This is a genomic window from Paraburkholderia sp. Ac-20340, assembly GCF_017104965.1.
Taxonomy (GTDB): domain Bacteria; phylum Pseudomonadota; class Gammaproteobacteria; order Burkholderiales; family Burkholderiaceae; genus Paraburkholderia.
Genome location: NZ_JAAGPR010000031.1, coordinates 18,510 through 44,363, shown reverse-complemented (window position 1 = coordinate 44,363; position 25,854 = coordinate 18,510). Strand labels below are relative to the sequence as shown.

Here is a 25,854-nt window from a genome sequence, read left to right as displayed (position 1 = left end):
ACGTCCCGCGTTAATCTGGAGACATCATGTCGTCCGACACCATGAAAGCCGCACTGCTCGCCGAAGCAAACGCCCCCTTCACGCTTACCGATGTACCGCGCCCACGCGCCGGTGCAGGCGAAGTACTCGTACGCATCCACGCCAGCGCGGTGAATCCGCTCGACACCAAGATCCGTCGCGGCGCGGCCGGGCATGCACGGCATCCGTTGCCGGCAATTCTCGGCATCGACACGGCCGGTGAAGTCTTGGAAGTGGGCGAAGGCGTCAGCGCGTTCAAGCCCGGCGACAAGGTGTTTGGCATGACCGGCGGCGTTGGCGGTGTGCAGGGTTCGCTCGCGGAATTCGCGGCTGTCGATGCACGGCTGCTCGCCCCTGTGCCCTCCACGCTCAGCCTGCGCGAAGCCGCAACGCTGCCGCTCGCGTTTATCACCGCATGGGAAGGACTCGTCGATCGCGCACGCGTGCGGCCTGAGCAAACCGTGCTCGTACTGGGTGGCACGGGCGCAGTTGGCCAGGCGGCGATTCAGTTGGCGAAAGCGCTGGGCGCAAAGGTTTTTGCCACCGCAAGCGCGTCGCGTCGGGCGCTTGTAGAACGATTCGGTGTCCCTATCATCGAAAGCACACCAAGGGCCGATATGGTCGAAGTGGTGCAGCGCTACACCAATGGGCGCGGATTCGATGTGGTCTACGACACCGCTGGCGGCGAAAGCCTCGATCGCGCATTCCATGCCGTGGCGCGCTTCGGTCATGTCGTCAGCGCGCTTGGCTGGGGCACGCATGCGCTCGCGCCCTTGTCCTTCCGCGCCGCGAGTTATTCCGGGGTTTTTACGCTGCTGCCGTTGCTCAGCGGCGAAGGCCGCGCCGCGCACGGCGACATTCTGCGCGAGATCGGCAAGCTCGCCGAACAGGGCAAGATCGACGTTACGCTCGATCCGCGCCGCTTCACACTCGCGAATGTCGACGACGCGCACGCGCTGGTGGAAGGACGTGAGGCGGAAGGCAAGGTAATTGTCGATATCGCGAGTTAGCGCATCGGCGCTACGTCTTATTCGTCCGAAGAAAGAAGCGGCACTTCCAGCCCGACCTTGACGCGACTCATGCTCACCAAGGTCTTGAAGCGCTTCACATTGTTATTCGAAAAGAACAACTGGCGCGTGAGTTCCGTGTACTGGTCCATATCGCGCACGGCAAGAATCAGCACGAAATCCCATTCTCCCGCCACGTAATAGCATTGCTGTACGTGCGGGCAGCGCGCAAACGTGCGTTTCATCGCATCGAGCAGATCGATCTGCTCGCTCTCTACTTCCACATTCGCGATCACCGTAATCGGGTAATCGGTTTTCTCGGGCGAAACGATGGCGGCGTAATGATCGATCACGCCCTCTTCCGCAAGACGCCGCAAGCGCCGGTTCACGGCCGCTGTCGAGAGATTCACGCGCGCGCCCAGTTCGCTCTGCGGCGTCTGCGCGTCGCGTTGCACCTCCATTAAAAGTTTGCAATCGAAGGTGTCAAGTGAAGTCGCCATGAATCGGGCCTTTGTGGAAACGATATTTTTTTGCGCCAAGCTACGCAATTATGCGATTTTTTTACGGGCCTTGCGCAATATCATTTCAGCACTGAAGGCGTTTCAAGCGCCGCCAATCGACATTGGGCGTCACGGCCCAGGAGTTTCGTTCCATGCTGACTGCCAATTCGCGCGCGCTGCGCGCTCTCTATCCTGACGCGCTCAAGCGCATTCTCAACGTCGCTTCCGGCGACGAAAGCCGCGCCTGGCTTTCGCACTGGGACGCAATCAGCGCGCAACCCACGCCGCTGGTCGAGCTGCCCGGCGCGGCCGCGCGTCTGGGCGTGGCGAGTGTCAGCGTCAAGGACGAATCGTTCCGCTCGCCGCTAGGCAGCTTCAAGGCGCTCGGCGCGCCCATCGCGCTGATGCGCCTGATCTTGCGTCTGTGGCCCGACCACGCAATCGATCCGCAAGCGCTGATTCAAGGCCGTCACCGCAACTTGCTGACGCATTTCACCGTGATCAGCGCAACCGACGGCAACCACGGCAAGGCACTCGCCGCCGCCGCGCAGTCGATTGGCTGTGCCTGCGTGATCGTGCTGCACGCCAACGTGAGCGTCGAACGCGAAGAAGCCATTGCGGCCTATGGCGCGCGCATCGTGCGTATTGCCGGCAATTACGACGAATCGGTCGAACACGCCGCGCAACTGGCGCGCGACAATGGCTGGCATGTCGTTTCCGATACGTCGTACGAGGGCTACGAAACCATTCCGCGCGACGTGATGCAGGGCTATGGCGCGATTGCGGCCGAAATTATCGAACAGGCCGGCGAATTCGCTTATACGCATGTGTTTCTGCAAGGCGGCGTGGGCGGTCTCGCGGCGGGTATCGCCAGCTATCTCTGGGAAATTCACGGCGAAAAACGTCCGCGCTTTATCGTGGTCGAACCGGGTCAGGCCGATTGCCTCTATCAAAGCGCGCTCGCGGGCCGTGCCGCGAAAGCGAGCGGTTCGGTCGATTCGGTGATGGCCGGGCTGGCGTGCGGAGAAACGTCGCCGCTCGCGTGGCAGATTCTCGAAGCCTGCGTGGACCACTTCATGCTGATCGAAGACGACGATGCCGTGACTGCAATGCGCACGCTGGCAGCCGGTGAAGATGACGACCTGCCGCTGGTTTCCGGCGAATCGGGCGCGGCGGGACTCGCCGGACTGGCCGTGCTGATGAACGACGCCGAACTCGCGCGCGCGGCGGGTCTGAACGCACAATCGCGCGTGCTGCTGATCAGCACCGAAGGCGCGACGGCGCCCGGTGTTTATGCCGAACTCGTCGGCGAATCGGCACAAGCGGTTGCAAAGCGCCGCGACGAACGCCTCGCCGCGCTCGCACAATAAGACCACGCCCAACCCTGATATGGACACGCTCATGGAAAGCACGCTGCAAGGGCAACTCAAAAGCTGGCGCCATCATCTGCATCAGCGTCCCGAAACGGGCTTCGAAGAAGTCGATACCTCCGACTACGTCGCGCGCATTCTGAAGACGCTGGGGCTCGAAGTCGAACGCGGCATCGGCGGCACTGGGCTGGTGGCGAATCTGCGCGTGGGCAGCGGCACGCGCGCCATCGGCCTGCGTGCCGACATGGACGCGCTCAATATCGCCGAGCACGCGCCGGGTCGCGCCCATGCGTCGCTCAACGCCGGCAAGATGCACGCATGCGGACACGACGGCCATATGTCGATGATCCTGGGCGCTGCGCGTCTGCTGGCCGAACGGCGCGATTTCGACGGCACGGTACGCTTTATTTTTCAGCCCGCCGAAGAACACGGCCGCGGCGCCAAGGCGATGATGGCCGATGGCCTGTTCGAGCGTTTTCCTGTCGACGCGATCTTCGGCGCTCACAATATGCCCGGCATGCGCGCAGGCAGTTTTTCGACGCGCCCTGGCGGCATCATGGCCAGTGAAGATAACTTCGTTATCCATATCAAGGCGCGCGGCACGCATGCGGCGCGTCCGCATATGGGCATCGATCCTATCGTGATCGCTTCGCAGATCGTACTCGCGCTGCAAACAATCGTCTCGCGCAATCTCGATCCGGGCCTGCAAGCCGTGATCTCCTGCACGGAATTCATCACCGACGGCATTCGCAACGTGATCCCGTCGAACGTCACCATTAAAGGTGACACGCGCAGCTATTCGAAGGACGTGCAGGCGCTGCTGGAAACGCGTATGCGCGAAATCAGCGAAGGCATTTGCCGCACTCACGGCGCCGAATGCGAATTCGAATACACGCACGAATTCGCGCCTACCGTGAATTCGCCGGAATACGTCGATCTTGCCGTTACAGCGGCGCGCAATATCGCCGGAGAAAACGCCGTCGATGCGAACGTTCAGCCCATGATGATCTCCGAAGACTTCGGCGCATTCCTGCAAGCCGTGCCCGGCAATTTCATATTCATCGGCAATGGCGAAACCAATGCGCAAGGCGGCGTGCCGCTGCATAACGCCACCTACGACTTCAACGACGACATTCTGGAAACCGGCGCGCGCTATTTCGCGGAAGTTGCGCGCCTCGCGCTGCCGCGCAGTTGAGCCACCCTTATCCCTTCGAACGACAGACAGCAGATGAATACCGATACGACCTTGCGCATCGACGGCCCACGCCTGATCCAGCAATTGAAGGAACTGGGCGATATCGGCATCGATCCAGAAGTCGGCGGGCGCACCCGCATTGCGCTCACGGATGCCGAACGCGATGGCCGCGACCGTGTGGTCGCCTGGATGCGCGAACTCGATCTGGACGTTCGTGTAGACCGCATCGGCAATCTCTTCGGCACGTTGCGGGCGGATGCGGATAACGGCGACGGTACGCATCGCCCGCTGATGATGGGCTCGCATATCGACACCGTGAAGAATGCCGGTGCGCTCGATGGCTGCTATGGCGTGCTGGCCGGACTGGCCGTGGTGCGCGCGTTTCGCGAGGCGGGCGTCAAGCCGCGTCGTTCGATCACCATCGGTGCCTTTACCAACGAGGAAGGCGTGCGGTATCAACCCGATATGATGGGTTCGCTGGTCTATGCAGGCGGTCTCGACACAGACGTTGCGCTTGCAACGATCGGCATCGACGGTACGCGTCTGGGCGACGAACTTGCACGCATCGGCTACGCGGGCGAGATGGAACCGGGCGCTATCGTGCCGCACGAATATGTCGAGTTGCACATCGAACAAGGGCCGATTCTCGAAGCGGAGCAGATTCAGATTGGCGTGGTCGAAAATCTTCAGGGTATTTCGTGGCAACGCGTGACCGTGCAAGGCAACGCCAATCACGCGGGCACCACGCCTACGCGGCTACGCCATGACGCGGGTTATGTAGCGGCAGCGACGGTGGCGTTTCTGCGCGAGCTCGCGGTCACGTCCGGCACGACGCTCGCGACCATCGGCATGCTCAATATCGAGCCGAACGTCATTAACGTAATTCCGCGCAAAGCAGTTTTCACCGTGGATTTGCGTGATCCCGATGAGCAGCGCCTTCAGGACGCAGAGCGCAAACTCGTCGAGTTTCTCGCGCAGATCGCGGAGCAAGAAGGCGTGAGTATCGGCACGGAGCGGCTCGTGCGCTTCGAGCCGGTGATCTTTGACGCTGGCATTGCCCACACCATCGAAGCTTCGGCGCAGAGCCTGGGATTCTCGCATCGGCGTATGACATCGGGCGCGGGACATGATGCGCAGATGATTGCGCGCATGGCGCCCGCTGCGATGATTTTTGTGCCCAGCCGTGGCGGCATCAGTCACAACCCGCGCGAACATACCGACGAATCGCAATTGATCGACGGCGCGCGCGTGCTGCTCGATGTCGTGCTGCGCAGGCTCATCTGATTCGGCATCCTGATCGAATCAATCTAACGTAGCAGCGATCTGCCCTGCAAATGTGCGCTATTGCACAAACCAGGCCAGATCGCGCCCGCCCTCTTGTTATAATCCTCGCATCGCCATGCCCTGAACGCGCCCTCTGCCGCATCCAGTCCCTCAGGACTTCCATGCTGAAATCTGAACGTCTTTCCGCACTCGCCGACGCTATCGCTCAACACAAGGTCGTGCATCTGCGCGATGCGGCCACGCTGATGGGCGTGTCGGAAATGACGGTACGCCGCGACATTGCCGCCCGCCCCGATCAATTCACGTATCTGCGCGGCTATATCGTCAGCGCAACCGACGTGCAGAACGGCACGGGTTATTCTCTCGAACAGGAAAAGGATCATTTCGCCCAGGCAAAAGCCGAAGCATCGGCCATCGCCGCGAAACTGATCGCCGATAACGACACCCTGTTCGTCGATTGCGGCACGACACTCGCCACGCTCGCGCGGCTGATTCCCGCCGATCTGCAGGTCACCGTGGTGTGCTATTCGCTGAATGTGGCGGAGATTCTGCGCCGCAAGCCCAATGTGCGCATGATCCTGCTAGGCGGCCTTTACGTGCCCGCCTCCGATTCGTTTTCCGCCGATGAAACGCTCGAAATCCTGCGGCGCATGGGCATCAACAAGGCCTTTATTTCCGCAGGCGGCGTGGACGAAACGCGCGGCGTGACCTGCTGGAATTTTCACGAAGTAGCGATCAAACAGGCCGCGATGCACAGCGCCGTCGAACGCCATCTGATCGTCGACAGCAGCAAGTTTGGCGTGGTGAAGGCCGCGCGCTTCTCGCAGATCGGCGAATTCGATTCGATCATCACCGAACAAGGGCAAACGCTGCGCAAGCGCACGGGTTGAAGCGGCGGCACGCTCGCGCCGCCGTTCGATGACTTACTGCGCCGGCTTCAGATAAAACGCTTCGGGCAGCAAGGCGTCTGCGCTCGTGACGCGCACGTCGCCCTTGAGATTGACCAGCACCACTTCCAGCGCTGGCGAACCCAGTTCGATCATCACCTGGCGGCACGCGCCGCACGGCGCCACCGGACCGTCCGTTTCGGCGACCACGGCCATCGTCGCGAAGTCGCCGGGACGATAACCGGCCGCAATCGCCGAAAACAGCGCCGTGCGTTCCGCACAATTACACAAGCCATATGAAGCGTTTTCCACGTTGCAGCCGTGGAAAACCTTGCCGTCCTTTGTATGCAGCGCCGCGCCCACCTTGAAGCGCGAATACGGTGCATAGGCTTTCTCGCGCGCGGCTTTGGCCGCTTCGATCAGGGTCTGTTGATCCATTGAGTCATGCTCCTTTTATCGTGTCATGGACGGCGCGCCCAGGAACGCGACGCCGTCCGCAAATGAGTCGAGACCGAACCACTGGGCCAGACTCTGGCCGAGATCGGCGAACGAGCCGCGCACGCCCAGAGAGCCCGGCGCGACGCGCTTTCCGTAAGCCAGCAGCGGTACATGTTCGCGTGTGTGATCGGAGCCGGGCCAGGTGGGGTCGCAGCCATGATCGGCCGTGAGTATCAGCACATCGTCTTCGCGCAGCAGTGGATAAAGTTGCGCAAGCAACGAATCGAAACGCTCCAGTTCGTTCGCATAGCCCGCCACATTGCGGCGATGCCCGTAAAGCTGGTCGAAGTCGACAAGATTCGTCATCACGAGACTGAATTCAGGCGCCTCGCGCACGGCTTCGAGTGTCGCGCGCCACAAGGCATCGAGCCCGTCGGCCCTGATCTTTTGCGTAACGCCCACGCCCGCGTAAATATCCGAAATCTTGCCGATGGCGATCACCTCGCCGCCCGCCTTCGCAAGCTTTTCCAGCAAGGTCGGCGCGGGCGGCGGCACGGCCAGATCGCGGCGGTTGCCAGTGCGTTTGAAATCGCTACGATCGTTGCCCGAGAAAGGCCGGGCAATCACACGGCAGATGTTGTAGCGATCCACTTCCTCGCGCGCGATGTCGCAGAGCGCGTAGAGGCGGTCGAGCCCGAAGGTCGCCTCATGACAGGCGATCTGGAACACGGAATCGGCGGAGGTATAGAAGATCGGTTTGCCGGTAGCGATGTGCTCTTCGCCCAGCGCCGCGATGATTTCCGTGCCCGACGCGTGACAGTTGCCGATATAGCCCGGCAACTCCGCGCGGCGCACCAGCGTATCGAGTAGTTCCGGCGGGAACGTATCGACAGGCTTCGAGAAATAGCCCCAGTCGAAACGCACCGGCACGCCCGCGAGTTCCCAATGTCCCGAAGGCGTGTCCTTGCCCGACGACACCTCGCAGGCCGCGCCATACGCGCCCATCAATTCGGGCTTCGCGCTCATGCCGGCGGGCAACGCACCAGTCGCCAGTTCGCTCGCGAGCGCGAGACCCAGGCGTTCGAGTTGCGGCACCTTGAGCGGCCCGCTGCGTTCGGCCGTATCGCATGCGCCTTGTGCGCAGCGCTCGGCGATATGGCCGAACGTATTCGAGCCGATGTCATTGAAACGCGCGGCATCGGGCGCCGCGCCGATACCCAGCGAATCCATTACCAGTACGATCGCGCGCATGCAGATCTCCCGCGCTCAATCGAGCAAGGCGTGAATCGTCGGCGGCAGTGCGGCCGCTTGATCGGCGATCGTGTAGGCGCGCTGCACTTCGCTCACGGCGCGTTTTGCGGCGTCCTCGTTCTGCGCGTGCACGACGCCGATCGGCTGTCCTTCGCTCACGCGCTCGCCCAATTCGATTAACGCCGACAAACCCACCGAATAATCGAGCGTATCGGTCGTCTTCATGCGCCCGCCACCCAGTCCCACCACGGCAATACCGAACGCTCGCGCATCCACGCGCGCAATCGAACCGCCGCGCGGCGCGGGCACCGGCACGATCACATTGGCGCGCGCGAGATGCGCTTGCGGGCGCTCCAGCAGATCCGCCGGACCGCCCAGCGCCTTCACCATGCGTGCGAAGCGCTCGGCCGCCGCGCCCGATTCGAGCACCGCCAGCAGACGCGCATGCGCATCCGCTCCATCGTTCGCCAGCTTGCCGATAACGAGCATCTGCGCGGCCAGCGCCATCGTCACTTCGTGAAGGCGCGTGGGACGCGACTTGCCGCTCAGATAATCGATTGCGCACGCAACTTCCAGCGCGTTGCCCGCGCACGGCGCGAGCGACTGACTCATGTCGGTGAGCGTGGCCGTGGTCTTCATGCCCGCGCCGTTGCCGACATCGACAATACTGCGCGCAAGTTCCACCGATTTTTCGTAGGTCGGCATGAACGCGCCGGAGCCGACTTTCACGTCCATCGCGAGACCGTCGAGTCCTGCGGAGAGCTTCTTCGAGAGAATCGACGCCGTGATCATCGACACCGATTCGACCGTGGCCGTCACGTCGCGCACCGCATAGATGCGCTTGTCGGCAGGCGCGAGACGCGCGGTCTGGCCGATGATCGCCACGCCCACTTCCTTGACCACGCGGCGGAATGTGTCCGTATCCGGCGCGACGTTATAGCCGGGAATCGATTCGAACTTGTCGAGCGTGCCGCCCGTGTGCCCGAGGCCGCGCCCGGAGATCATCGGCACATAGCCGCCGCAGGCGGCCACCATCGGCCCGAGCAGCAGTGAGGTCAGATCGCCCACGCCGCCGGTCGAATGCTTGTCCACGACCGGGCCGTTCAGGTTGAGCGCGCGCCAGTCGAGCACATCGCCGGAGTCGCGTTGCGCGAGCGTGAGCGCCACGCGCGCGTCGATGGGCAATTCGTTGAAATAGACGGCCATCGCGAAAGCAGCGATCTGGCCTTCGGTGACATGGCCGCTCGTTACCCCTTCGACAAATTGCGCGATTTCCTGCTGGTCGAGCGGTTGGCGGTCGCGCACTTTGCGCACGAATTCCTGAGGCAGAAACATGATTTGCACTCCCTACGATCTTCGATATTGATTCAATACGCGCTGGAACGCTGAGCGTTCGCGCCGTGACCGAGCGTGGCCAGCAGATTGCCGAGCAGGCTCGATGCGCCAAAGCGGAACTTCGCGGGCACCGTGTAGCCCACGCCCAGTTCGCGTTCCGCCAGCGCCAGATACGCAGCGGCTTCCTGCGCCGTACGCACGCCGCCGGCCGCCTTGAAACCCACCGTGCGCCCTGCTTCGCGAATCGCCGCGAGCATGGCGGCCGCAGCGTCGAGCGTGGCGTTGACGCTCACCTTGCCGGTCGAGGTCTTGATGAAATCTGCGCCGGCTTCGATGGCAATTTCACTTGCGCGGCGGATCAGCGCGGTATCGCGCAACTCGCCCGTTTCCAGAATCACCTTGAGACATTTGTCGCCCGCCGCCACCCGGCTTTGCGCGACCAGTTCGCGGCCCACCTTTGCATCGCCCGCGAGCAGCGCACGATAGGGAAACACCACATCGATCTCATCGGCGCCCAACGCCACGGCTTCTGCCGTTTCGCGCGCCGCCGCTTCGGGATCGGCGGCGCCTGCGGGGAAATTCGTGACGGTCGCGATCGGCAGCGCGAGCCCTTGCGCCGCCAGCGCCGCGCGCGCCGCGCCCACGAAACGCGGATACACGCATAGCGCGGCCGGCGTGCCCACGGGCGTATCGGCGGATGCGGCCAACGCTTCGATCGACGCGTCGGTGTCGTCGTCGTTAAGCGATGTGAGGTCGATGAGATGCAGCGCCTGCAAGGCGCGCTGCGCGAGCTGATTGCGTGTCAATGCCTGGTCCATGAAAAGCCCATCAGGAAAGAGAGAAAAACAATCCGGCGATCGTCGCGCTCATGAGATTCGAGAGCGTCGCGGCGGCGAGTGCGCGCAATCCAAAGCGCGCGACATCGCCACGCAATTCCGGCGCGACGGCAGTGAAGCCGCCGGTGAGAATCGCGATCGACGAAAAATTGGCAAAACCGCACAGCGCGAACGAGACGATCGCGATCGTTTTAGGCGTGAGCAGCGGCAGCCCCGCTGCCATCACATGCGCGCTGTCCTGCAGATACGGCGACAGCCCGCTGTACGCGACAAACTCGTTGAGAATCAGCTTCTGGCCGATAAAATTGCCGGCCACCACCGAATCCTGCCACGGTACGCCGATCAACCATGCGAGCGGTGCAAACAGCGCGCCCAGCAACGATTGCAGCGTGACGTGCGCAAAGCCGAGCCAGCCGGCCACCACGCCCACGCCCGCATTGAGCAGCGCGATCAGGCCGATGAACGCCACCAGCATGGTGCCGACGTTCACCGCGATCTTCAGGCCCACGCTCGCGCCCGAAGCGCCCGCTTCGATCACGCTGGTGGCGCGCTTTTCATCGAATTCGAGCGTGCCGAGTTCCACGCGGCTGGCTTCGACCGAAGGACACAGCATCTTGCCGAACAGCAGACCGCCCGGAATCGCCATGAACGAAGCCGCGAGCAGATATTCCATCTTCACGCCCAGCCCCGCATAACCCGCCAGCACCGAACCGGCCACCGACGCCATGCCGCTCGACATCACCGCGAAAATCTCCGGCCCCGAAAGGCGGCGCACGAAGGGCTTCACGAAAGCCGGCATTTCGCTCTGGCCGAGGAAAATCGTCGCCACGGCCGAGCAGCCCTCGGCGCGGCTCACGCCCAGCAGTTTCGACAGCCCCGTGCCGATGATCGCGATGATCCACTTCATCACGCCGAGGTAATAGAGCACGGCGATCAGCGAAGTCACGAAGATGATCATCGGCAAGACGCGCAGGCCGAATGCGAAACCATCGGCGCCGAACAGCGCGAACATCTTGTCGCCCACCAGCCCGCCGAACAGGAATGCGAGCCCGTGCTGGCCCATTTCGAGCACGCCGTTCACGGCATTGGCGACGAGCGCCAGCACATGGCGTCCCATCGGCACGAACAGCACCAGCGCGCCAATCACGATCTGCGTGGCGAGCGCGGCAATCACCGTGCGCGGACGCACCGCGCCGCGATTCATCGACAGACAGTAGCCAACCACCAGCAGCACCAGAATGCCGCATAGACTGCGCAGGATATCCATATTGAATCCTTTAGGAATGGGAAGTGCCCTGGAACCGCTTAAAACCGATACCCGACGCTGGCGTAATAGCCCCAGCCCGTCGAGCGATTCTGGAAGGGTCCGCTGCCAAAATTCAGCGTGGTGCCATTCCATTGCCCGCCGTTGTGGAAATAGCGCGCCGCGGTCCAGAAGCGCCAATGTTGGAATTCGTAGATCAACACGTTGGTCGAAACGAATGCGGTGTCGCTGCGCGTGTTGCCGCCGGTTTCTTCGGCAAGACGCGAGCCGAAGTCGTAATTGAAAAAGCTCACGAATGTGAGGCTGCCGCCGCTGAACGTGCCGATCGGATAAACGACTTTCATCTGCGCGCGATAGCCGTCCCAACTGTTCGCGTTGGCCGCGCCATAGTTTTCCCACTGGCGCCGCACGTAGAGATTCGCGGAAAGATAGACCGGCAGCGGCGTGGCGATATCGGTGCCCAGGCCCATATAGAGCGTGTTCTGGCGGCCCGACACGTTATGCCCCTGGTCGTAGATCCAGTCGAACGCGGCGTACCACTCCTTGAACGGCCCGAAGCCCAGATGCCGGCCTACGAGATCGTCGATGGAGACGCGCGGCTCCTGCTCCGTGAAAAGCGGCGAGCCTTTATTCGTGATGCCTGTGTCATAGCCATTGCCAACGCCGAAAGCGCGTGGCACATCGACATAGCCGTACAGGTCGAACGGCCCTTTGCGGCCGAAGTATTCGTACTCCAGATACACGTCGTTCGTGAGGTACGGGCCGAAGCGAATATCCTTCGAACCAATCACGCCGATGCTCTGGTGCAGCCAGTCCGATAGATAGCGCGGCGCCGCCTGTGTAGCGGACACGGCAGCGGTATTCAGTTCAGGCGGCGTACCGCCGGTTTCGGCCAGCGTATCGGCGTGTGCGTGTGGTGCGTTCGATGCGAGCGCAACGACACTTGCCGCCACGGCCAGCATCGCGCCGAAACGGTAACTCCTCCTTGGGTCCACGGTCTGCTTCCCTTATCTGTCTTGAATATCCCATGCATTTGGGATAACTGGAACATATTTTGTTATGTTTATAACATTATCAAAAATGTTTGTTCCACAGGCTCAGGGAAAACCAGAGAAGTCAGCAGAGTGCTTGCGGTCGCGCAGAGGATGCGCGCGTGGAGAACGGTGTGAAGAGCGGCCAGGCGGGATTTCGTTGTATGGACGCACGCGCCGCTTGCCATGCGTCGCGCGTGCGTGAGGGTCCGGGTCAGGCGTCTAGCGTATCCAGCGGCCCTCCATCCAGCGCCACTGTGCGCCTTCGTGAACCCAGCGGCCCGGCTCCCAGCGGAATCCCGGCCGCACCGCGAGCCAGTGGCCGCTGACCCAGACGTAGTGACCGCCCACCCAGTTCCAGTGTCCAGAATCCCAGATGAAACCCGGCCGCCCGGCGGGAATGACTTCGGCGCGCGGAGGCGGTGGCGCGATTGTTGCGATGATCACCGCGGCGTACACCGTCGCGGCCACAAGTGTGCTGCCTGCACTGGCCAGCAATGTCACCAGGATACGTGGCTTCATCGCGACCTCCGCTTGTCGAATGTTTGGGCTGAAACCGGCGATGCGTTAATTAACATATCGGACTCCGTATTACTCTGGGTATTAGCAGGAAAATAATGCTACCCAGAGAGCGCCCGACGCGCGCGTTGCGCACAAGATTTAACAGGATCGATTGAAGCGCGCCAGCCCGTTGAATTACGTTGAAGCCGCTACGCGGAAATGAAGAGACGGTATGAGATGCGGCGATAAAACTACTTCGTCATGCGAAGCAATTCAGCACCAAAAAGAAACTGGACGAACAGCATCCAGGTGACAACAAAACAGAAAACTGGTGGGCCGGGTGGGGTTCGAACCCACGATGGGATTTCTCCGGTGGATTATGAGTCCACTGCCTGCAACCAACACGGCGTCCAGCCCACGGAGTTAAAGCAAGAGAGCGTCAACAAAAAAGCCCGGTCTGAAAGAGCCGGGCTTTTCGACGGCAGGCCGACATACTACACGAAACCGGGCCGGCCTGGCCATCCATCACACGTATTTCCTTGCGTTACATGCGTTCTGCCTTGAAAAGCATTGAACGCATGCACCATCAATTGCCCTCGAGGAACGACTTGAGCTTGTCCGAACGGCTCGGGTGACGCAGCTTGCGCAGCGCCTTCGCCTCGATCTGGCGAATCCGCTCACGCGTCACGTCGAACTGCTTGCCCACTTCTTCGAGCGTGTGATCCGTACTCATCTCGATACCGAAGCGCATGCGCAGCACCTTGGCTTCGCGCGGCGTAAGCGAATCGAGCACATCCTTCACCACATCGCGCATCGAGGCATGCAGCGCGGCATCGGCCGGCGCCACCGTGTTGTTGTCCTCGATGAAGTCGCCCAGATGCGAATCGTCGTCGTCGCCGATCGGCGTTTCCATGGAGATCGGCTCCTTCGCGATCTTCATGATCTTGCGGATCTTGTCCTCCGGCATTTCCATTTTCTCGGCCAGCGTTGCCGGGTCCGGCTCGAGACCGGTTTCCTGCAGAATCTGCCGCGAAATACGGTTCATCTTGTTGATCGTCTCGATCATGTGAACCGGAATGCGGATCGTGCGCGCCTGGTCTGCGATCGAGCGCGTGATGGCCTGACGGATCCACCACGTCGCGTAAGTCGAGAACTTGTAGCCGCGGCGATATTCGAACTTGTCCACCGCCTTCATCAGGCCGATGTTGCCTTCCTGGATCAGATCGAGGAACTGCAGACCCCGGTTGGTGTACTTCTTCGCGATCGAGATCACGAGACGCAGGTTGGCCTCGGTCATCTCGCGCTTGGCCTGGCGCGCCTTCAGTTCGCCCGCCGCCATCTGGCGGTTGGTTTCCTTGAGGTCCTTGAGCGGCAGCACCACGCGCGCCTGCAGATCGAGCAGACGCTGCTGCTGTTCGCGGATCGCCGGCACGTTGCGCGAGAGAATCGCGCTGTACGAATGGCTTTCGGCGACAACCTTGTCGGCCCAGTCGAGATCGGTTTCATTGCCGGGGAAGCGCGTGATGAATTCCGAACGCGGCATGCCGCATTTATCGACGACCGTGTGCAGGATCTGGCGTTCGACCTGGCGCACTTCGTCCACTTGCGCACGCAGCGTGTCGCACAGACGCTCGACGGTACGTGCCGTGAAGCGGATCGACATCAGCTCGGTCTGGATCGTTTCCTGCGCCTTCAGATAGGCCTTCGACTTGTAGCCTTCCTTCTCGAACGCGCGGCGCATCTTGTCGAACCATTCGCTGATGAGCGCGAACTTGTCGAGCGCAGAGCGCTTGAGGGCTTCGAGCTGCGCCGCATTGGCCGTCGCCTGCGCCGTGCCGTCGTCCTCCTCTTCTTCGCCCTCTTCCTCTTCTTCCTCTTCGGCGTTTTCGTCCTCGTTCTCGATCTCTTCCGCTTCCTTGGCGTTGAAGCCATCGGTGTCTTCGGCGTTGGGATCGATCAGGCCGTCGACGAGTTCATCGACGCGAATCTCGTCGTTCGCCACGCGTTCGGCCATGGCGAGAATATCGGCGATGGTGGTCGGGCAGGCGGAGATCGCCATGACCATGTGCATGAGGCCGTCTTCGATACGCTTGGCGATTTCGATCTCGCCTTCGCGCGTGAGCAGCTCGACGGTGCCCATTTCGCGCATGTACATCCGCACCGGGTCGGTCGTGCGGCCGAACTCGGAATCGACGGTGGACAGGGCGACTTCGGCTTCCTCTTCGACTTCGTCGTCGGACGAGGCGTTGGGCGCGTTGTCGTTGAGCAGCAGCGTTTCAGCATCGGGCGCCTGTTCGTAGACGGCGACGCCCATGTCGTTGAACGTGCTGATGATGCCTTCGATCGCCTCGGTTTCCGTGAAGTTATCCGGAAGGTGATCGTTGATTTCGGCGTAGGTGAGGTAGCCGCGCTCCTTGCCAAGCTTGATGAGCGCGCGCAGCTTGTTGCGGCGCTCTTCGAGTTCCTCGACGGTACCGGGCTGCGAGGAGGAGAAGGCGTCCTTCAGCAGCGCCTTTTCCTTCGCTCGCCGGTCGCGCGCACGGGTGGTCTTTTCACCCTTGCCCGCGGTGGGCGTGCTTTCTTCGCTCTGGTTCGCGTCGTCATCGACGGACACTTCATTCAGCTTTTTCGTCATGGAGTTCGCCGTACCGGCTGTAGTCTCGACTCGCGGCTGTTGGACAACAGCCTCTTGAACCGTGGATACTGGAGCCTCGCGCTCTGCCGCATCGTCCGCAACGGCAGGCACTTGCCTTGCACTACTCGGACCACCGGACCGCTTCGTTGCCGGTTGCGTGACAGCCTTCGCCGCACGTGTGGGCGCCGCTCGCGCGGCCGAAGCAGCCAGGGTTTTCTTCCGGACTGCGGGAACTTCATGACTGGCGGTTGCCGCATTGCGGCGGGAACGGGCGGAAGTTGCGGGCCTGGCCTCTATGACCGTATCGGTCTGCTCCGTCGAGCTGTCGCCTGCCGCCTTCTTTCCACCTGTAGTCTTTGCCATTGCCATTCCGCCCCTTGCTGGAAACTGGGCACCTTCAGGCACCACCCGGCGAAACGACCTCCGAGTGATACTTGACCTGCCCGCCCGGAAAAAACAAAAACAAACCGCTGAAAACCTTTAATTTTAGCACGCACGGTAATAATCGCCCGCGCGCGATCCTCCCCTACAGCCCGAGCTGACGCTTCATGTCAGCACGCGCCTGATTCAATTTAACGTATTCGGCCAGTTCCTCGGGCGTATGGCGCGACTGCCGCGAAAGCACGTCCAGCCGCTCGCTGCAGGCGTCGAAACGCATTTTCAGGATTGCTGCCGTCAACTCTTCGCTCACGAGCCGCTCCTGCTCGCGGCGCTCCTCGAGTACGGCGCCATCTTCTGGATTTTTCATCAGCAAATCCCGAACGTTTTCATCATAGTCCAGAATTTCGCGAAAAATCTCCTCGAAGGTGGGGGCATTGGCCCCATTTCTCAATAGATCAGACAACAACTGGAATTCGGCCGCGTCGCCCAGTGCGCGGGCGTGCGTGGTCACTTCCTCGAACAGCTCGCCGTGCCGCGTGAGCGTGATGAGCGCCTGTTCGGCCTCTTCGTCGAGCTGCGTGGCGATGCGCGGATGCATCACCAGGTTGCGCAGCGCCTTGCGCTCGATCCCGGTTACGAGGTGCCGGTCCTTGCGGGCGGGCGCCTGGCGCGCCGCCTGGGCGATGCGGGCGTCGACTTCGCACAGGCCTGCCACTTCCTCGAACGGCACGTCCAGGCGATCGGCGATCATGTGCATGATCTGCGCACGCAGGGCGTTGGCCGGCAGGGCCTGTAGCAGCGGCTTGGCGTCGAACAGCGCGCGGGCGCGGCCTTCGGGCTGATCCAGCTCCTTGCCCGTGAGCACTTCGTTGAGCATGAACTGCGAGAGCGGCATGGCGCGCTCGACCTGCTCCTTGAAGGCTTCCGTGCCGAATTCGCGCACGTAGCTGTCCGGGTCGTGCTCCGCCGGCAGGAACAGGAAGCGGATCGTGCGATTGTCCGCCGCGTGCGGCAGACAGGCGTCCAGCGCGCGCCGTGCGGCGCGGCGGCCGGCCGAATCGCCGTCGAAGCTGAAGATGACCGTGTCGGTCTGGCGCATCAGCTTCTGCACGTGGATCGGCGTACAGGCGGTGCCCAGCGTCGCCACGGCGTTCTGGAAGCCGAGCTGCGCGAGCGCGACCACGTCCATATACCCTTCCACCACCAGCACGTAATGCTGTTCGCGGATCGCCAGACGCGCCTCGAACAGCCCGTACAGTTCGCTACCCTTGTTAAATAGCGGCGTTTCCGGGGAATTCAAATACTTGGGTTCGCCGCCGTCCAGCACGCGCCCGCCGAAGCCGATCACCTGCCCCTTCACATTGCGGATGGGGAACATGACACGGTCGCGGAAGCGGTCGTAGCGGCGCGACTGGCCTTGCGCGTCCTGCTTTTCGCTGACGATCACAAGACCCGATTCGACGAGCGAATCGTCGCGATAATCCTCGAATGCGGTTTCGAGGTTCTGCCAGCCATCGGGCGAATAACCCAGCCCGAAACGGGCCGCGACTTCGCCGGTCAGGCCGCGTTTTTTGAGGTACTGGATCGCATTGGGCGCGCTGCGCAACTGCTTGCGGTAGTAGTCGCAGGCAGTCTGCATCACGTCGGACAGCGCGTTGGTAACGGCTTTCGAGGCGCCGGGCGCATAGCCGCCTTCGCCAGGCTGGCCGCCACGGCCACCACCGTAGCCGCCTCCACCGCCGCGCACCGGCGACGGCTCCTGCGGCACGCTCAGGCCGACCGACTGCGCGAGTTCATTGACGGCTTCGGGGAACGACAGGCCCGCGTGCTCCATGAGAAAGCCGATCGCCGTGCCGTGCGCGCCGCAGCCGAAGCAGTGATAGAACTGCTTCGTTGGGCTAACGGTAAACGACGGGCTCTTCTCGTTATGGAACGGGCACAGGCCCATGAAGTTCGCGCCGCCCTTCTTGAGCTGCACGAAACGACCCACCACGTCGACGATATCGACGCGGTTGAGCAGATCCTGCAGGAACGAATGCGGAATCATCGGGCTCGGTCGCTCGCTTCAGTGCGGTTCAGTTCGGTTCAATCAGGCTGGGAATAGGCCGGACACGCATGCGCGCGCCCGCCGCAAGCCTCCAGCGCCACCGGATACGGAACCCGGCAACGCTCAGGAGGCCTTGCGCTGCCCTTACTTCGTCAGAGCGGCTTTGACGAGGCCGGAAACGGCCGTCATGTCGGCGCGGCCAGCCAGCTTCGGCTTGAGCACGCCCATGACCTTGCCCATGTCCTGCGGGCCCGCAGCGCCCACCTCGGCAACCGCTGCCTGCACTTCGGCGGCGATTTCCGCATCCGAAAGCTGTTCGGGCATATACGTCGCCAGCACGGCCAGTTCGGCCTGCTCTTTCTCGACGAGGTCGGTACGGGCAGCCGCTTCGAACTGGCTGATCGAGTCCTTGCGCTGCTTGATCATCTTGTCGATGACCGCCGTGATGCCGGCGTCGTCGAGCGTCACGCGCTCGTCGACTTCACGTTGCTTGATGGCGGCGAGCAGCAGACGAATCGTGGCGAGGCGCTCGCTTTCGCGGGCGCGCATCGCGGCCTTCATGTCGTCGTTGATCCGGTCCTTGAGACTCATCACTCACCTGAAAATGCGTTGGGGTTGCACAATCCCGGTCGTTGACCGGGCAGCGCAGCCGCTCAGGCTGAACATCGTACCGAAGCATCGCAGGAATGCAAAAACCCGCCTGGAAGCGTTTCCAGGCGGGTCGGTGCGGGTTCGGCCTGATGCGACCACACCAGAGGAACAGCGCCGCGCTTGCGCAGCCGCGCTGTCTGCGTCGCCGTGAGATTTCCGGATTGAGGAAAAACCACGGCGGCGTCGAAATCAGTACATCTTTTTCGGCAGCGTCTGGCTGCGAATGCGCTTGAAATGGCGCTTCACCGCCGCCGCCTTCTTGCGCTTACGTTCAGCCGTGGGCTTTTCGTAAAACTCACGCGCGCGAAGTTCGGTCAGCAGGCCGTTCTTCTCGATCGTGCGCTTGAAGCGGCGCATGGCCACTTCAAAAGGTTCGTTTTCTTTTACGCGGATGGTCGTCATTTTCCAATAACGGATCAAGGGTAAAGAAAGCCAGTATAGCAGTTCCGGGCCAGACCATTGTGAGGCCGCCGGAAGGAAAACCCGAATGCCGCAGAGGCCCGCTCAGACTGGCGCAGCGCGGATTTAGCGCGTCTGCCGGAGACAATCCCGACGGCCCCATAACGAGGCTGGCCGGGGTCGGTCAGACGCTGCCGTTCGCTGCAAATTCCGCGGCAGCTTCACCCGCCGCCACACCCGACGCCCACGCCCACTGGAAGTTGTAGCCGCCGAGCCAGCCCGTCACGTCCACCGCTTCGCCCACGAAATAGAGGCCCGGCACGCGCTGGCTCATCATCGTCGCCGACGAGAGTTCACGCGTATCCACGCCGCCGCGCGTCACTTCGGCCTTCTTGTAGCCTTCGGTGCCGGTCGGCGTTAGCGTCCATTGCGACAGCCCTTCGCCGATGCGGCGCAGCGTTTTGTCCGGCAGATCGGCAAGGCGCGCATCGAGCGGCACGCCATGCGTTTCGAGCCAGGCATGCGCGAGGCGCGCGGGCACCCATTCGGCGAGCAGGTTGCCGATCTGGCGTTTCGTCGTCCCTTTCGCTTCGATCAGCGCCTCGGTGGCGTCGCGATCGGGCAGCAGGTTCACGCGGATCGGCTGACCAGGCTGCCAGAAGCTCGAAATCTGCAGCACGCCCGGGCCGGACAGGCCGCGATGCGTGAACAGCAGGTCTTCGTCGAACGCGCCGCCGGTCTTGCGCTCGCCGGTCGCCACATGGACATCGAGCGAAACGCCCGAAAGCGGCACATACGGCGCCCATTCCTGCTGCGCGAAAGTCAGCGGCACCAGCGCGGGCCGCGTATCGATGAGCTTGTGGCCGAATTGCTTCGCCACGCGATACGCAAAATCGGTCGCGCCGATCTTCGGAATCGACAGACCGCCCGTGGCGATCACCAGCGCCTTCGCGCGGATCGGGCCTTGCGGGGTGCCGAGCGTGAAGCCGGTGCCGTCGGCGTGCGCGACGTCCTCGACCGGCAGCGGGCGGCGCCATGCGACCTTCCCGGCGTCGCATTCCGCGCGCAGGACGTCGATGATCGCTTCGCTGGACTGATCGCAAAACAGCTGGCCCTTGTGCTTCTCGTGCCAGGTCACGCGATGCTGGCGCAGCAGCGCCATGAAGTCGCGCGGCGTGTAACGCGCCAGTGCCGAACGGCAGAAATGCGGGTTGTTCGAGAGGTAATTGGCAGGGCTTGCGTGCAGATTCGTGAAATTGCAGCGGCCGCCGCCGGAGATGCGGATTTTTTCCGCGAGGCGCGGAGCGTGGTCGATCAGCGCCACGCGGCGGCCCTGCTGGCCCGCCACCGCCGCGCTCATCATGCCGGCCGCCCCTGCGCCGATTACGGCGATGTCAAATGATTCCATGGCGCGCATTCTACCTGCGCGCCAGCGCGCGGTGGCCTGGCCGGGCCCGGACTGGCTCACGCGCGCTCATCGGGCACCTGACTTTGCGCCATTGTCCAACCGACCCAGAGCGCAAGCCGGCTCGCACGCGCACTGCTATACTTTGGGGTTCCCTTTCACTTTGATTTAGCGACGGTTTTTGCTCCGGCTATGGTCTTCGGACCGGCTTCGCGCACCGTCGCACGCCACACCATGCTCGTTCTCGGCATCGAAAGCTCCTGCGACGAAACCGGCCTCGCGCTCTATGACAGCGAGCGCGGCCTGCTCGCGCACGCGCTGCATTCGCAGATCGCCATGCATCGCGAGTACGGCGGCGTCGTGCCCGAACTGGCTTCGCGCGACCACATCCGCCGCGCCCTGCCGCTGCTCGAAGAGGTGCTCGAGAAAAGCGGCGCCGCGCGCAGCGACGTCGACGCCATCGCCTTCACGCAAGGCCCGGGCCTCGCTGGCGCGCTGCTGGTCGGCGCGAGCATCGCCAACGCGCTCGCGATGGCGTGGAACCGGCCGACGGTCGGCATTCACCATCTGGAAGGGCATCTGCTCTCGCCGCTGCTCGTGGATGCGCCACCGCCCTTCCCGTTCGTCGCGCTGCTGGTTTCCGGCGGCCACACGCAGCTGATGCGTGTAACCGACGTAGGCGTGTACGAAACGCTCGGCGAAACGCTGGACGACGCCGCCGGCGAAGCCTTCGACAAGACCGCCAAGCTGCTGGGACTCGGTTATCCGGGCGGGCCGGAAGTGTCGCGTCTTGCCGAATTCGGCACGCCGGGCGCCATCGAATTGCCGCGCCCGATGCTGCATTCGGGCGATCTGGACTTCAGCTTCAGCGGCCTGAAAACCGCGGTGCTCACGCATGTGAAGAAGCTCGGGCCGAATATCTGCGAACAGGGCAAGGCCGATATTGCGCGCGGTTTTGTCGATGCGGCTGTGGACGTGCTGGCTGCGAAGTCGCTGGCCGCGCTCAAGCAGACGAAGATGAAGCGGCTCGTGGTGGCGGGCGGCGTGGGCGCGAACAAACAGTTGCGCGAGAAACTGTCGGCGGCGGCGCAAAAACGCGGCTTCGAAGTGCATTACCCCGATCTCTCGCTGTGCACCGACAACGGCGCGATGATCGCGCTGGCGGGTGCGCTGCGCCTGCAACGCTGGCCCGATCAGGCGACGCACGACTACGCGTTCACGGTCAAGCCGCGCTGGGATCTGACGTCGCTCGCGCAGCAGTAATGCGGTTGGCGATGCACCGCATCGTCAGCCCAGCCGATTCAGCATGTTGCCAACGATACCGCGCGTGAGCGGTATCTGTTCGAGCATGGCTGCGGTCATGCGCAGGATGTGTTCCATCGAATACTCTTCGCCCGAAACGGGCACGACATCGGAAAGCGAAGGAATCGATTCGAGCATCGCTTTGTAGTCGGCGATGATTTTGCCGTTGCGCCACTCGACATTCGGCCTTTCCCGGCAAAGCGCGCTATAGGCAAGCCGGTCGAAATGCGCGGCACTGAATATGCCGCGACTCGATTTGATGAATAGCACTTCGAATGGATGCGCGGCCCGCCCGAAATAACTCGAAGCCCAGTTAGGATCGCCGCCGACTGAAACGCGATTGATCTCGGCGTGCGGCTTGCGATAGTCGATTGAATCGTACTCCGGCAAAAGTGCGGTGATATTCCAGCCGTTCTTCAACAAGAGTTGCGACAGGCGAATCTCGTAATCCAGAATCACCTCGTCTTTACTGAGTGCCTCCCGCTCAGTGTAAAAGCCGCTTTCCCGCAAGAAATGCAACGCGTCTTTTGACAAGGCGTAGGCCATGGTCTGCACATGGGAAAATGGCACGCAGCCGCCGTATTTCGCCTTGTATTGACTGGAATGCGGCGAACGCTCCGACAGGATGTTGATCGTCGACCCCACCAGACCGATGTTGCCGGTCAGCTTCCGCGCGAATACTCGTCTCCAACCCTGCATCGCGAACGGCGGCAGAAACGGGCCGCGCACGGACGCATTGACGAAGAACACCGTGTCGTAATTCGAAATGTCGCTGCCGAGTTCCGTCATGGCGGCGCAATAGCCGCCGTAATCGTTATTCTTGTTTTCCGAAAAAATATATCGAACATTCGGGCGCTGCGGCAGATCGATGGTGTGCGAGCCCGCCACCACGATCACAAAATCGCAATCGGTCGAATAAGCGAATAAAAGAAAGTGCGCGAAATTGCGGATGTAGACCGCATCCCGTTCGTAGAAGTGATAAATCACAAGATCGCGCGAGCGGTCCGTCAATGCGGCATCGACAGATTTCCCCGGTGTGGCTGTGGTCGTCATTGCTATTGTGTGTCGAGAAAGAGGTCGCTTTTTTATCACCGTCTCGAAACACGCAAGGCTTGCATCAAATGCACAGCCAGCGACAAATCAAATTTCCGGCGCAGCTGCGCGCCCAATAAAAAACCGCCCGAAGGCGGTTTTTTAAAGCGACACAACACGCTCAACCATTACGCTGCACGCTTGTCGTGCTCGATCACTGCATAGGCGCTGTGATTGTGAATCGACTCGAAGTTTTCGGCTTCGAGCGTATAGGCGATCACGCGCGCGTCGGCGTTCAGGCGCACGGCCACGTCACGCACGAGGTCTTCCACGAACTTCGGATTTTCGTAGGCACGCTCGGTCACGAACTTTTCGTCCGGGCGCTTGAGCAGGCCCCACAGTTCGCACGACGCTTCCTGCTCGGCGATGACGATGAGGTCTTCCACCGGCAGATCGCCGTCGAATTCCACATCGATCGTCACGTGCGAGCGCTGGTTGTGCGCGCCGTACTGCGAGATCTTCTTCGAGCACGGGCACAGGCTCGTCACCGGCACCAGCACCTTGAGGAACAGGCGCGTGACGCCGTCGCGGGCGTCGCCCGTGAGCGTCACTTCGTAGTCCAGCAGACTTTCCACGCCAGACACCGGCGCGACCTTCTTCACGAAGTACGGGAACGACACCTCGATACGACCTGCCTGCGATTCGAGCTTCGCGAGCATCGCGGTCAGCATCGAGCGGAACGTAGCCGGTTCGAGCGGCGCCTTGTTCTCTTCGAGCAGCGCGACGAAACGCGACATGTGCGTGCCCTTCTGGTCCGCAGGCAGATGAACGTCGAGATTCCACGTGCCGACGCTCGGCTGGACGTCACCCGCGCCCGTTTTCACCGTCAGCGGATGGCGCACACCCTTCACGCCTACACGCTGGATCACGATCTGACGGGTATCGACGGAGCTTTGCACGTCCGGCATCACGAAAGCCGGGTTCATCTGATTCATGTTCTTATCCTCAAGTCGCACCAATTGGGGCGCGCAAATGGCAAGCGCCGGCATGTGCCGGCGCTCGCTGGCGAACGGGGCGAAAACCCCGCTCGACGGTTCAAGGTGTTGGTGCTTGAGCGACGATGCCGCCGCTTAAGCGACGCGCATCACCGACTTGCCCGACGCGTTCGCCGCGCCTTCGAGGAAGCGTTCGCGAATGGACTTCGCGATACCTGCCGCGTCGAGGCCGACGCCCGCCAGCAACTTCGCCGGATCGCCGTGATCGATGAAGGTGTCGGGAAGGCCCAATTGTAGTACGGGCTTGATAACCCCACTTTCAAGCAGGGATTCGACGCAGGCCGAACCCGCGCCGCCCATGATGCAGCCTTCTTCGACGGTCACGAGGTAATCGTGCGTCTCGGCGAGCTGCTTGATGAGTTCCGCGTCGACCGGCTTCACGAAGCGCATGTTCGCCACGGTGGCGTCCAGTTCTTCCGCAGCAGCCAGCGACGGCGCAACCATCGTGCCGAACGCGAGGATCGCCACACGCTTGCCTGCCGGCGCGCTGCTTTCGCGGCGCACTTCGCCCTTGCCGACCGGCAGCGCAGCCATCTGCTTGACGGTCGCCACGCCCGTGCCTGCACCGCGCGCGTAACGCACGGCCGTCGGGCAATCCTGCTGGAGCGCCGTGTAGAGCATCTGACGGCATTCGTTTTCGTCCGACGCCGCCATGATCATCATCTTCGGGATGCAGCGCATGAAGGCGAGATCGTACGCGCCCGCGTGCGTTGCACCGTCCGCGCCGACGAGGCCGGCACGGTCGATTGCGAACACGACCGGCAGGTTCTGCAGCGCGACATCGTGGATCAGCTGGTCATAGGCGCGTTGCAGGAAGGTCGAGTAGATCGCGACCACCGGCTTCATGCCTTCCGCAGCCAGACCGCCCGCAAACGTCACCGCGTGCTGCTCGGCGATGCCCACGTCGAAGTAGCGATCCGGGAAGCGCTTTTCGAATTCGACCATGCCCGAGCCTTCGCGCATTGCCGGCGTGATGCCGACCACGCGCGAGTCGAGTTCCGCCGCGTCGCACAGCCATTCGCCGAACACTTGCGTGTAAGTCTTCTTGGCGGGTGTCGTCGACGGCTTGATGCCTTCGGCCGGGTTGAACTTGCCGGGACCGTGGTACAGGACCGGGTCGGCTTCGGCGAGCTTGTAGCCCTGGCCTTTCTTCGTCACCACGTGCAGGAATTGCGGACCGCGCAGTTCCTTGATGTTCTGCAGCGTGGGGATCAGCGAATCGAGGTCGTGACCGTCGATCGGGCCGATGTAGTTGAAGCCGAATTCTTCGAACAGCGTGGCCGGCACGATCATGCCCTTCGCGTGCTCTTCGAGCTTGCGGGCCAGATCGAGCACCGGCGGCGCATGACGCAGCACGCGTTCCACGCCTGCACGGGCAGCCGCGTAGAAGCGGCCCGACATCAGGCGCGCGAGGTGGCGATTCAGTGCGCCGACGGGCGGCGAGATCGACATGTCGTTGTCGTTGAGAATCACGAGCAGCGGCACGTCGTCTTCGACGCCACCGTTGTTCAGCGCCTCGAACGCCATGCCGGCGGTCATCGCGCCGTCGCCGATCACGGCGATGCCCATGGCGTTATCGCCCTTGAGCTTGCTCGCGACGGCCATGCCGAGCGCCGCCGAAATCGACGTGCTCGAGTGCGCGGTGCCGAAGGTGTCGTATTCCGATTCGTCCCGCTTCGGGAAACCGGAAATACCGCCGAGCTGGCGCAGCGTGGACATCTGGTCGCGGCGGCCGGTCAGGATCTTGTGGGGATAGGTCTGATGGCCCACGTCCCAGACGATGCGATCGCGCGGCGTGTCGAACACGTAATGCAGCGCGATCGTCAGTTCGACCGTGCCGAGGTTGGACGACAGGTGGCCGCCCGTTTGCGACACGCTGTCGAGAACGAAGGCACGCAGTTCGTCGGCAAGCGGTTGCAACTGGCGGCGATCGAGGCGGCGCAAATCCGCCGGGTCGTCAATGGTTTTCAGCAAGTCGTACATCGTCGTTCCATTGTAGGAAATCGGGCGCTCCCGCACTTCTATCGCGC

General features: G+C 62.4%; 22 protein-coding genes and 1 tRNA gene. 6 read left to right on the top strand and 17 right to left on the bottom strand.

Going from position 1 to position 25,854, the window contains the following annotated elements:
• Nucleotides 1-26: 26 nt before the first annotated feature.
• On the top strand, nucleotides 27-1,028 hold the full coding sequence (locus G3N59_RS29115) for a zinc-dependent alcohol dehydrogenase family protein (RefSeq protein WP_205986288.1): 1,002 nt from the start codon (nucleotides 27-29) through the stop codon (nucleotides 1,026-1,028).
• Between the two features lie 17 nt (nucleotides 1,029-1,045).
• Here G3N59_RS29115 and G3N59_RS29110 read toward each other — a convergent pair whose 3' ends face one another.
• The gene (locus G3N59_RS29110; RefSeq protein WP_205986287.1) at nucleotides 1,046-1,525 is read right to left on the bottom strand and encodes an Lrp/AsnC family transcriptional regulator; all 480 of its coding nucleotides are present in this window, start codon (nucleotides 1,523-1,525) and stop codon (nucleotides 1,046-1,048) included.
• Between the two features lie 152 nt (nucleotides 1,526-1,677).
• On the opposite strand from G3N59_RS29110, the gene G3N59_RS29105 reads away from it, so the two are divergent.
• The 4 genes from G3N59_RS29105 to G3N59_RS29090 all read left to right on the top strand — a co-directional run bounded on the left by G3N59_RS29105 (nucleotide 1,678) and on the right by G3N59_RS29090 (nucleotide 6,264).
• A complete protein-coding gene (locus G3N59_RS29105; protein WP_205986286.1) occupies nucleotides 1,678-2,895 on the top strand; it encodes a diaminopropionate ammonia-lyase in 1,218 nt (405 codons plus the stop codon).
• A 31-nt stretch (nucleotides 2,896-2,926) separates the two neighbouring features.
• Entirely contained in the window at nucleotides 2,927-4,090 is a 1,164-nt protein-coding gene (locus tag G3N59_RS29100) for a M20 aminoacylase family protein (RefSeq protein ID WP_205986285.1), read from the top strand.
• A 33-nt stretch (nucleotides 4,091-4,123) separates the two neighbouring features.
• Nucleotides 4,124-5,374, top strand: a complete 1,251-nt coding sequence (locus tag G3N59_RS29095) for a Zn-dependent hydrolase (protein WP_205986284.1) — start codon at nucleotides 4,124-4,126, stop codon at nucleotides 5,372-5,374.
• A 161-nt stretch (nucleotides 5,375-5,535) separates the two neighbouring features.
• Nucleotides 5,536-6,264: a DeoR/GlpR family DNA-binding transcription regulator gene (locus G3N59_RS29090; RefSeq protein ID WP_205986283.1), complete on the top strand. Its 729-nt coding sequence runs from the start codon at nucleotides 5,536-5,538 to the stop codon at nucleotides 6,262-6,264.
• A gap of 33 nt (nucleotides 6,265-6,297) precedes the next feature.
• Here the strand turns inward: G3N59_RS29090 and G3N59_RS29085 are convergent, their stop codons facing one another.
• From G3N59_RS29085 to G3N59_RS29025, 13 genes are all read right to left on the bottom strand, one after another.
• Nucleotides 6,298-6,699, bottom strand: a complete 402-nt coding sequence (locus tag G3N59_RS29085) for a cytidine deaminase (protein WP_205986282.1) — start codon at nucleotides 6,697-6,699, stop codon at nucleotides 6,298-6,300.
• A gap of 15 nt (nucleotides 6,700-6,714) precedes the next feature.
• Nucleotides 6,715-7,950 (bottom strand): phosphopentomutase, encoded by a 1,236-nt coding sequence (locus G3N59_RS29080; protein ID WP_205986281.1) that lies wholly within the window; start codon nucleotides 7,948-7,950, stop codon nucleotides 6,715-6,717.
• Nucleotides 7,951-7,965: 15 nt separating this feature from the next.
• The gene (gene deoA, locus G3N59_RS29075) at nucleotides 7,966-9,285 is read right to left on the bottom strand and encodes a thymidine phosphorylase (RefSeq protein WP_205986280.1); all 1,320 of its coding nucleotides are present in this window, start codon (nucleotides 9,283-9,285) and stop codon (nucleotides 7,966-7,968) included.
• 32 nt (nucleotides 9,286-9,317) lie between these two features.
• A complete protein-coding gene (gene deoC, locus G3N59_RS29070) occupies nucleotides 9,318-10,103 on the bottom strand; it encodes a deoxyribose-phosphate aldolase (protein ID WP_205986279.1) in 786 nt (261 codons plus the stop codon).
• 10 nt (nucleotides 10,104-10,113) lie between these two features.
• Nucleotides 10,114-11,388, bottom strand: a complete 1,275-nt coding sequence (locus G3N59_RS29065; protein ID WP_205986278.1) for a NupC/NupG family nucleoside CNT transporter — start codon at nucleotides 11,386-11,388, stop codon at nucleotides 10,114-10,116.
• 38 nt (nucleotides 11,389-11,426) lie between these two features.
• Nucleotides 11,427-12,380 (bottom strand): nucleoside-specific channel-forming protein Tsx, encoded by a 954-nt coding sequence (locus G3N59_RS29060; protein WP_346777955.1) that lies wholly within the window; start codon nucleotides 12,378-12,380, stop codon nucleotides 11,427-11,429.
• A gap of 258 nt (nucleotides 12,381-12,638) precedes the next feature.
• Complete coding sequence (locus G3N59_RS29055; RefSeq protein ID WP_205986277.1) at nucleotides 12,639-12,938, bottom strand: YXWGXW repeat-containing protein; 300 nt, start codon at nucleotides 12,936-12,938, stop codon at nucleotides 12,639-12,641.
• Nucleotides 12,939-13,246: 308 nt separating this feature from the next.
• A tRNA-Ile gene (locus G3N59_RS29050) sits at nucleotides 13,247-13,334 on the bottom strand.
• 169 nt (nucleotides 13,335-13,503) lie between these two features.
• Complete coding sequence (rpoD, locus tag G3N59_RS29045) at nucleotides 13,504-15,915, bottom strand: RNA polymerase sigma factor RpoD (RefSeq protein ID WP_205986276.1); 2,412 nt, start codon at nucleotides 15,913-15,915, stop codon at nucleotides 13,504-13,506.
• A gap of 163 nt (nucleotides 15,916-16,078) precedes the next feature.
• Nucleotides 16,079-17,980, bottom strand: a complete 1,902-nt coding sequence (gene dnaG, locus G3N59_RS29040; RefSeq protein WP_205986275.1) for a DNA primase — start codon at nucleotides 17,978-17,980, stop codon at nucleotides 16,079-16,081.
• A 144-nt stretch (nucleotides 17,981-18,124) separates the two neighbouring features.
• Entirely contained in the window at nucleotides 18,125-18,571 is a 447-nt protein-coding gene (locus tag G3N59_RS29035; protein ID WP_205986274.1) for a GatB/YqeY domain-containing protein, read from the bottom strand.
• 249 nt (nucleotides 18,572-18,820) lie between these two features.
• The gene (gene rpsU / locus G3N59_RS29030) at nucleotides 18,821-19,033 is read right to left on the bottom strand and encodes a 30S ribosomal protein S21 (protein ID WP_027819095.1); all 213 of its coding nucleotides are present in this window, start codon (nucleotides 19,031-19,033) and stop codon (nucleotides 18,821-18,823) included.
• 181 nt (nucleotides 19,034-19,214) lie between these two features.
• Nucleotides 19,215-20,438, bottom strand: coding sequence for an NAD(P)/FAD-dependent oxidoreductase (locus G3N59_RS29025; RefSeq protein WP_205986273.1), 1,224 nt, complete (start codon nucleotides 20,436-20,438; stop codon nucleotides 19,215-19,217).
• Between the two features lie 231 nt (nucleotides 20,439-20,669).
• Between G3N59_RS29025 and tsaD the strand changes: the two genes are divergently transcribed.
• Nucleotides 20,670-21,698 carry a tRNA (adenosine(37)-N6)-threonylcarbamoyltransferase complex transferase subunit TsaD gene (gene tsaD, locus G3N59_RS29020; protein WP_205986272.1) on the top strand — a complete coding sequence of 343 codons (1,029 nt, stop codon included), beginning with the start codon at nucleotides 20,670-20,672 and terminating at the stop codon, nucleotides 21,696-21,698.
• Between the two features lie 24 nt (nucleotides 21,699-21,722).
• Here the strand turns inward: tsaD and G3N59_RS29015 are convergent, their stop codons facing one another.
• The 3 genes from G3N59_RS29015 to dxs all read right to left on the bottom strand — a co-directional run bounded on the left by G3N59_RS29015 (nucleotide 21,723) and on the right by dxs (nucleotide 25,807).
• A complete protein-coding gene (locus G3N59_RS29015; RefSeq protein ID WP_205986271.1) occupies nucleotides 21,723-22,790 on the bottom strand; it encodes a hypothetical protein in 1,068 nt (355 codons plus the stop codon).
• Nucleotides 22,791-22,957: 167 nt separating this feature from the next.
• On the bottom strand, nucleotides 22,958-23,764 hold the full coding sequence (folE2, locus tag G3N59_RS29010; RefSeq protein WP_205986270.1) for a GTP cyclohydrolase FolE2: 807 nt from the start codon (nucleotides 23,762-23,764) through the stop codon (nucleotides 22,958-22,960).
• A 135-nt stretch (nucleotides 23,765-23,899) separates the two neighbouring features.
• The gene (dxs, locus tag G3N59_RS29005) at nucleotides 23,900-25,807 is read right to left on the bottom strand and encodes a 1-deoxy-D-xylulose-5-phosphate synthase (RefSeq protein WP_205986269.1); all 1,908 of its coding nucleotides are present in this window, start codon (nucleotides 25,805-25,807) and stop codon (nucleotides 23,900-23,902) included.
• Between the last annotated feature and the right edge of the window lie 47 nt (nucleotides 25,808-25,854).

Coding starts and splice junctions, on each gene's coding strand:
- G3N59_RS29115 (WP_205986288.1), top strand. CDS start 27: ATGTCGTCCGACACCATGAAAGCCGCACTGCTCGCCGAAGCAAACGCC.
- G3N59_RS29110 (WP_205986287.1), bottom strand. CDS start 1,525: ATGGCGACTTCACTTGACACCTTCGATTGCAAACTTTTAATGGAGGTG.
- G3N59_RS29105 (WP_205986286.1), top strand. CDS start 1,678: ATGCTGACTGCCAATTCGCGCGCGCTGCGCGCTCTCTATCCTGACGCG.
- G3N59_RS29100 (WP_205986285.1), top strand. CDS start 2,927: ATGGAAAGCACGCTGCAAGGGCAACTCAAAAGCTGGCGCCATCATCTG.
- G3N59_RS29095 (WP_205986284.1), top strand. CDS start 4,124: ATGAATACCGATACGACCTTGCGCATCGACGGCCCACGCCTGATCCAG.
- G3N59_RS29090 (WP_205986283.1), top strand. CDS start 5,536: ATGCTGAAATCTGAACGTCTTTCCGCACTCGCCGACGCTATCGCTCAA.
- G3N59_RS29085 (WP_205986282.1), bottom strand. CDS start 6,699: ATGGATCAACAGACCCTGATCGAAGCGGCCAAAGCCGCGCGCGAGAAA.
- G3N59_RS29080 (WP_205986281.1), bottom strand. CDS start 7,950: ATGCGCGCGATCGTACTGGTAATGGATTCGCTGGGTATCGGCGCGGCG.
- deoA (WP_205986280.1), bottom strand. CDS start 9,285: ATGTTTCTGCCTCAGGAATTCGTGCGCAAAGTGCGCGACCGCCAACCG.
- deoC (WP_205986279.1), bottom strand. CDS start 10,103: ATGGACCAGGCATTGACACGCAATCAGCTCGCGCAGCGCGCCTTGCAG.
- G3N59_RS29065 (WP_205986278.1), bottom strand. CDS start 11,388: ATGGATATCCTGCGCAGTCTATGCGGCATTCTGGTGCTGCTGGTGGTT.
- G3N59_RS29055 (WP_205986277.1), bottom strand. CDS start 12,938: ATGAAGCCACGTATCCTGGTGACATTGCTGGCCAGTGCAGGCAGCACA.
- rpoD (WP_205986276.1), bottom strand. CDS start 15,915: ATGGCAAAGACTACAGGTGGAAAGAAGGCGGCAGGCGACAGCTCGACG.
- dnaG (WP_205986275.1), bottom strand. CDS start 17,980: ATGATTCCGCATTCGTTCCTGCAGGATCTGCTCAACCGCGTCGATATC.
- G3N59_RS29035 (WP_205986274.1), bottom strand. CDS start 18,571: ATGAGTCTCAAGGACCGGATCAACGACGACATGAAGGCCGCGATGCGC.
- rpsU (WP_027819095.1), bottom strand. CDS start 19,033: ATGACGACCATCCGCGTAAAAGAAAACGAACCTTTTGAAGTGGCCATG.
- G3N59_RS29025 (WP_205986273.1), bottom strand. CDS start 20,438: ATGGAATCATTTGACATCGCCGTAATCGGCGCAGGGGCGGCCGGCATG.
- tsaD (WP_205986272.1), top strand. CDS start 20,670: ATGCTCGTTCTCGGCATCGAAAGCTCCTGCGACGAAACCGGCCTCGCG.
- G3N59_RS29015 (WP_205986271.1), bottom strand. CDS start 22,790: ATGACGACCACAGCCACACCGGGGAAATCTGTCGATGCCGCATTGACG.
- folE2 (WP_205986270.1), bottom strand. CDS start 23,764: ATGAATCAGATGAACCCGGCTTTCGTGATGCCGGACGTGCAAAGCTCC.
- dxs (WP_205986269.1), bottom strand. CDS start 25,807: ATGTACGACTTGCTGAAAACCATTGACGACCCGGCGGATTTGCGCCGC.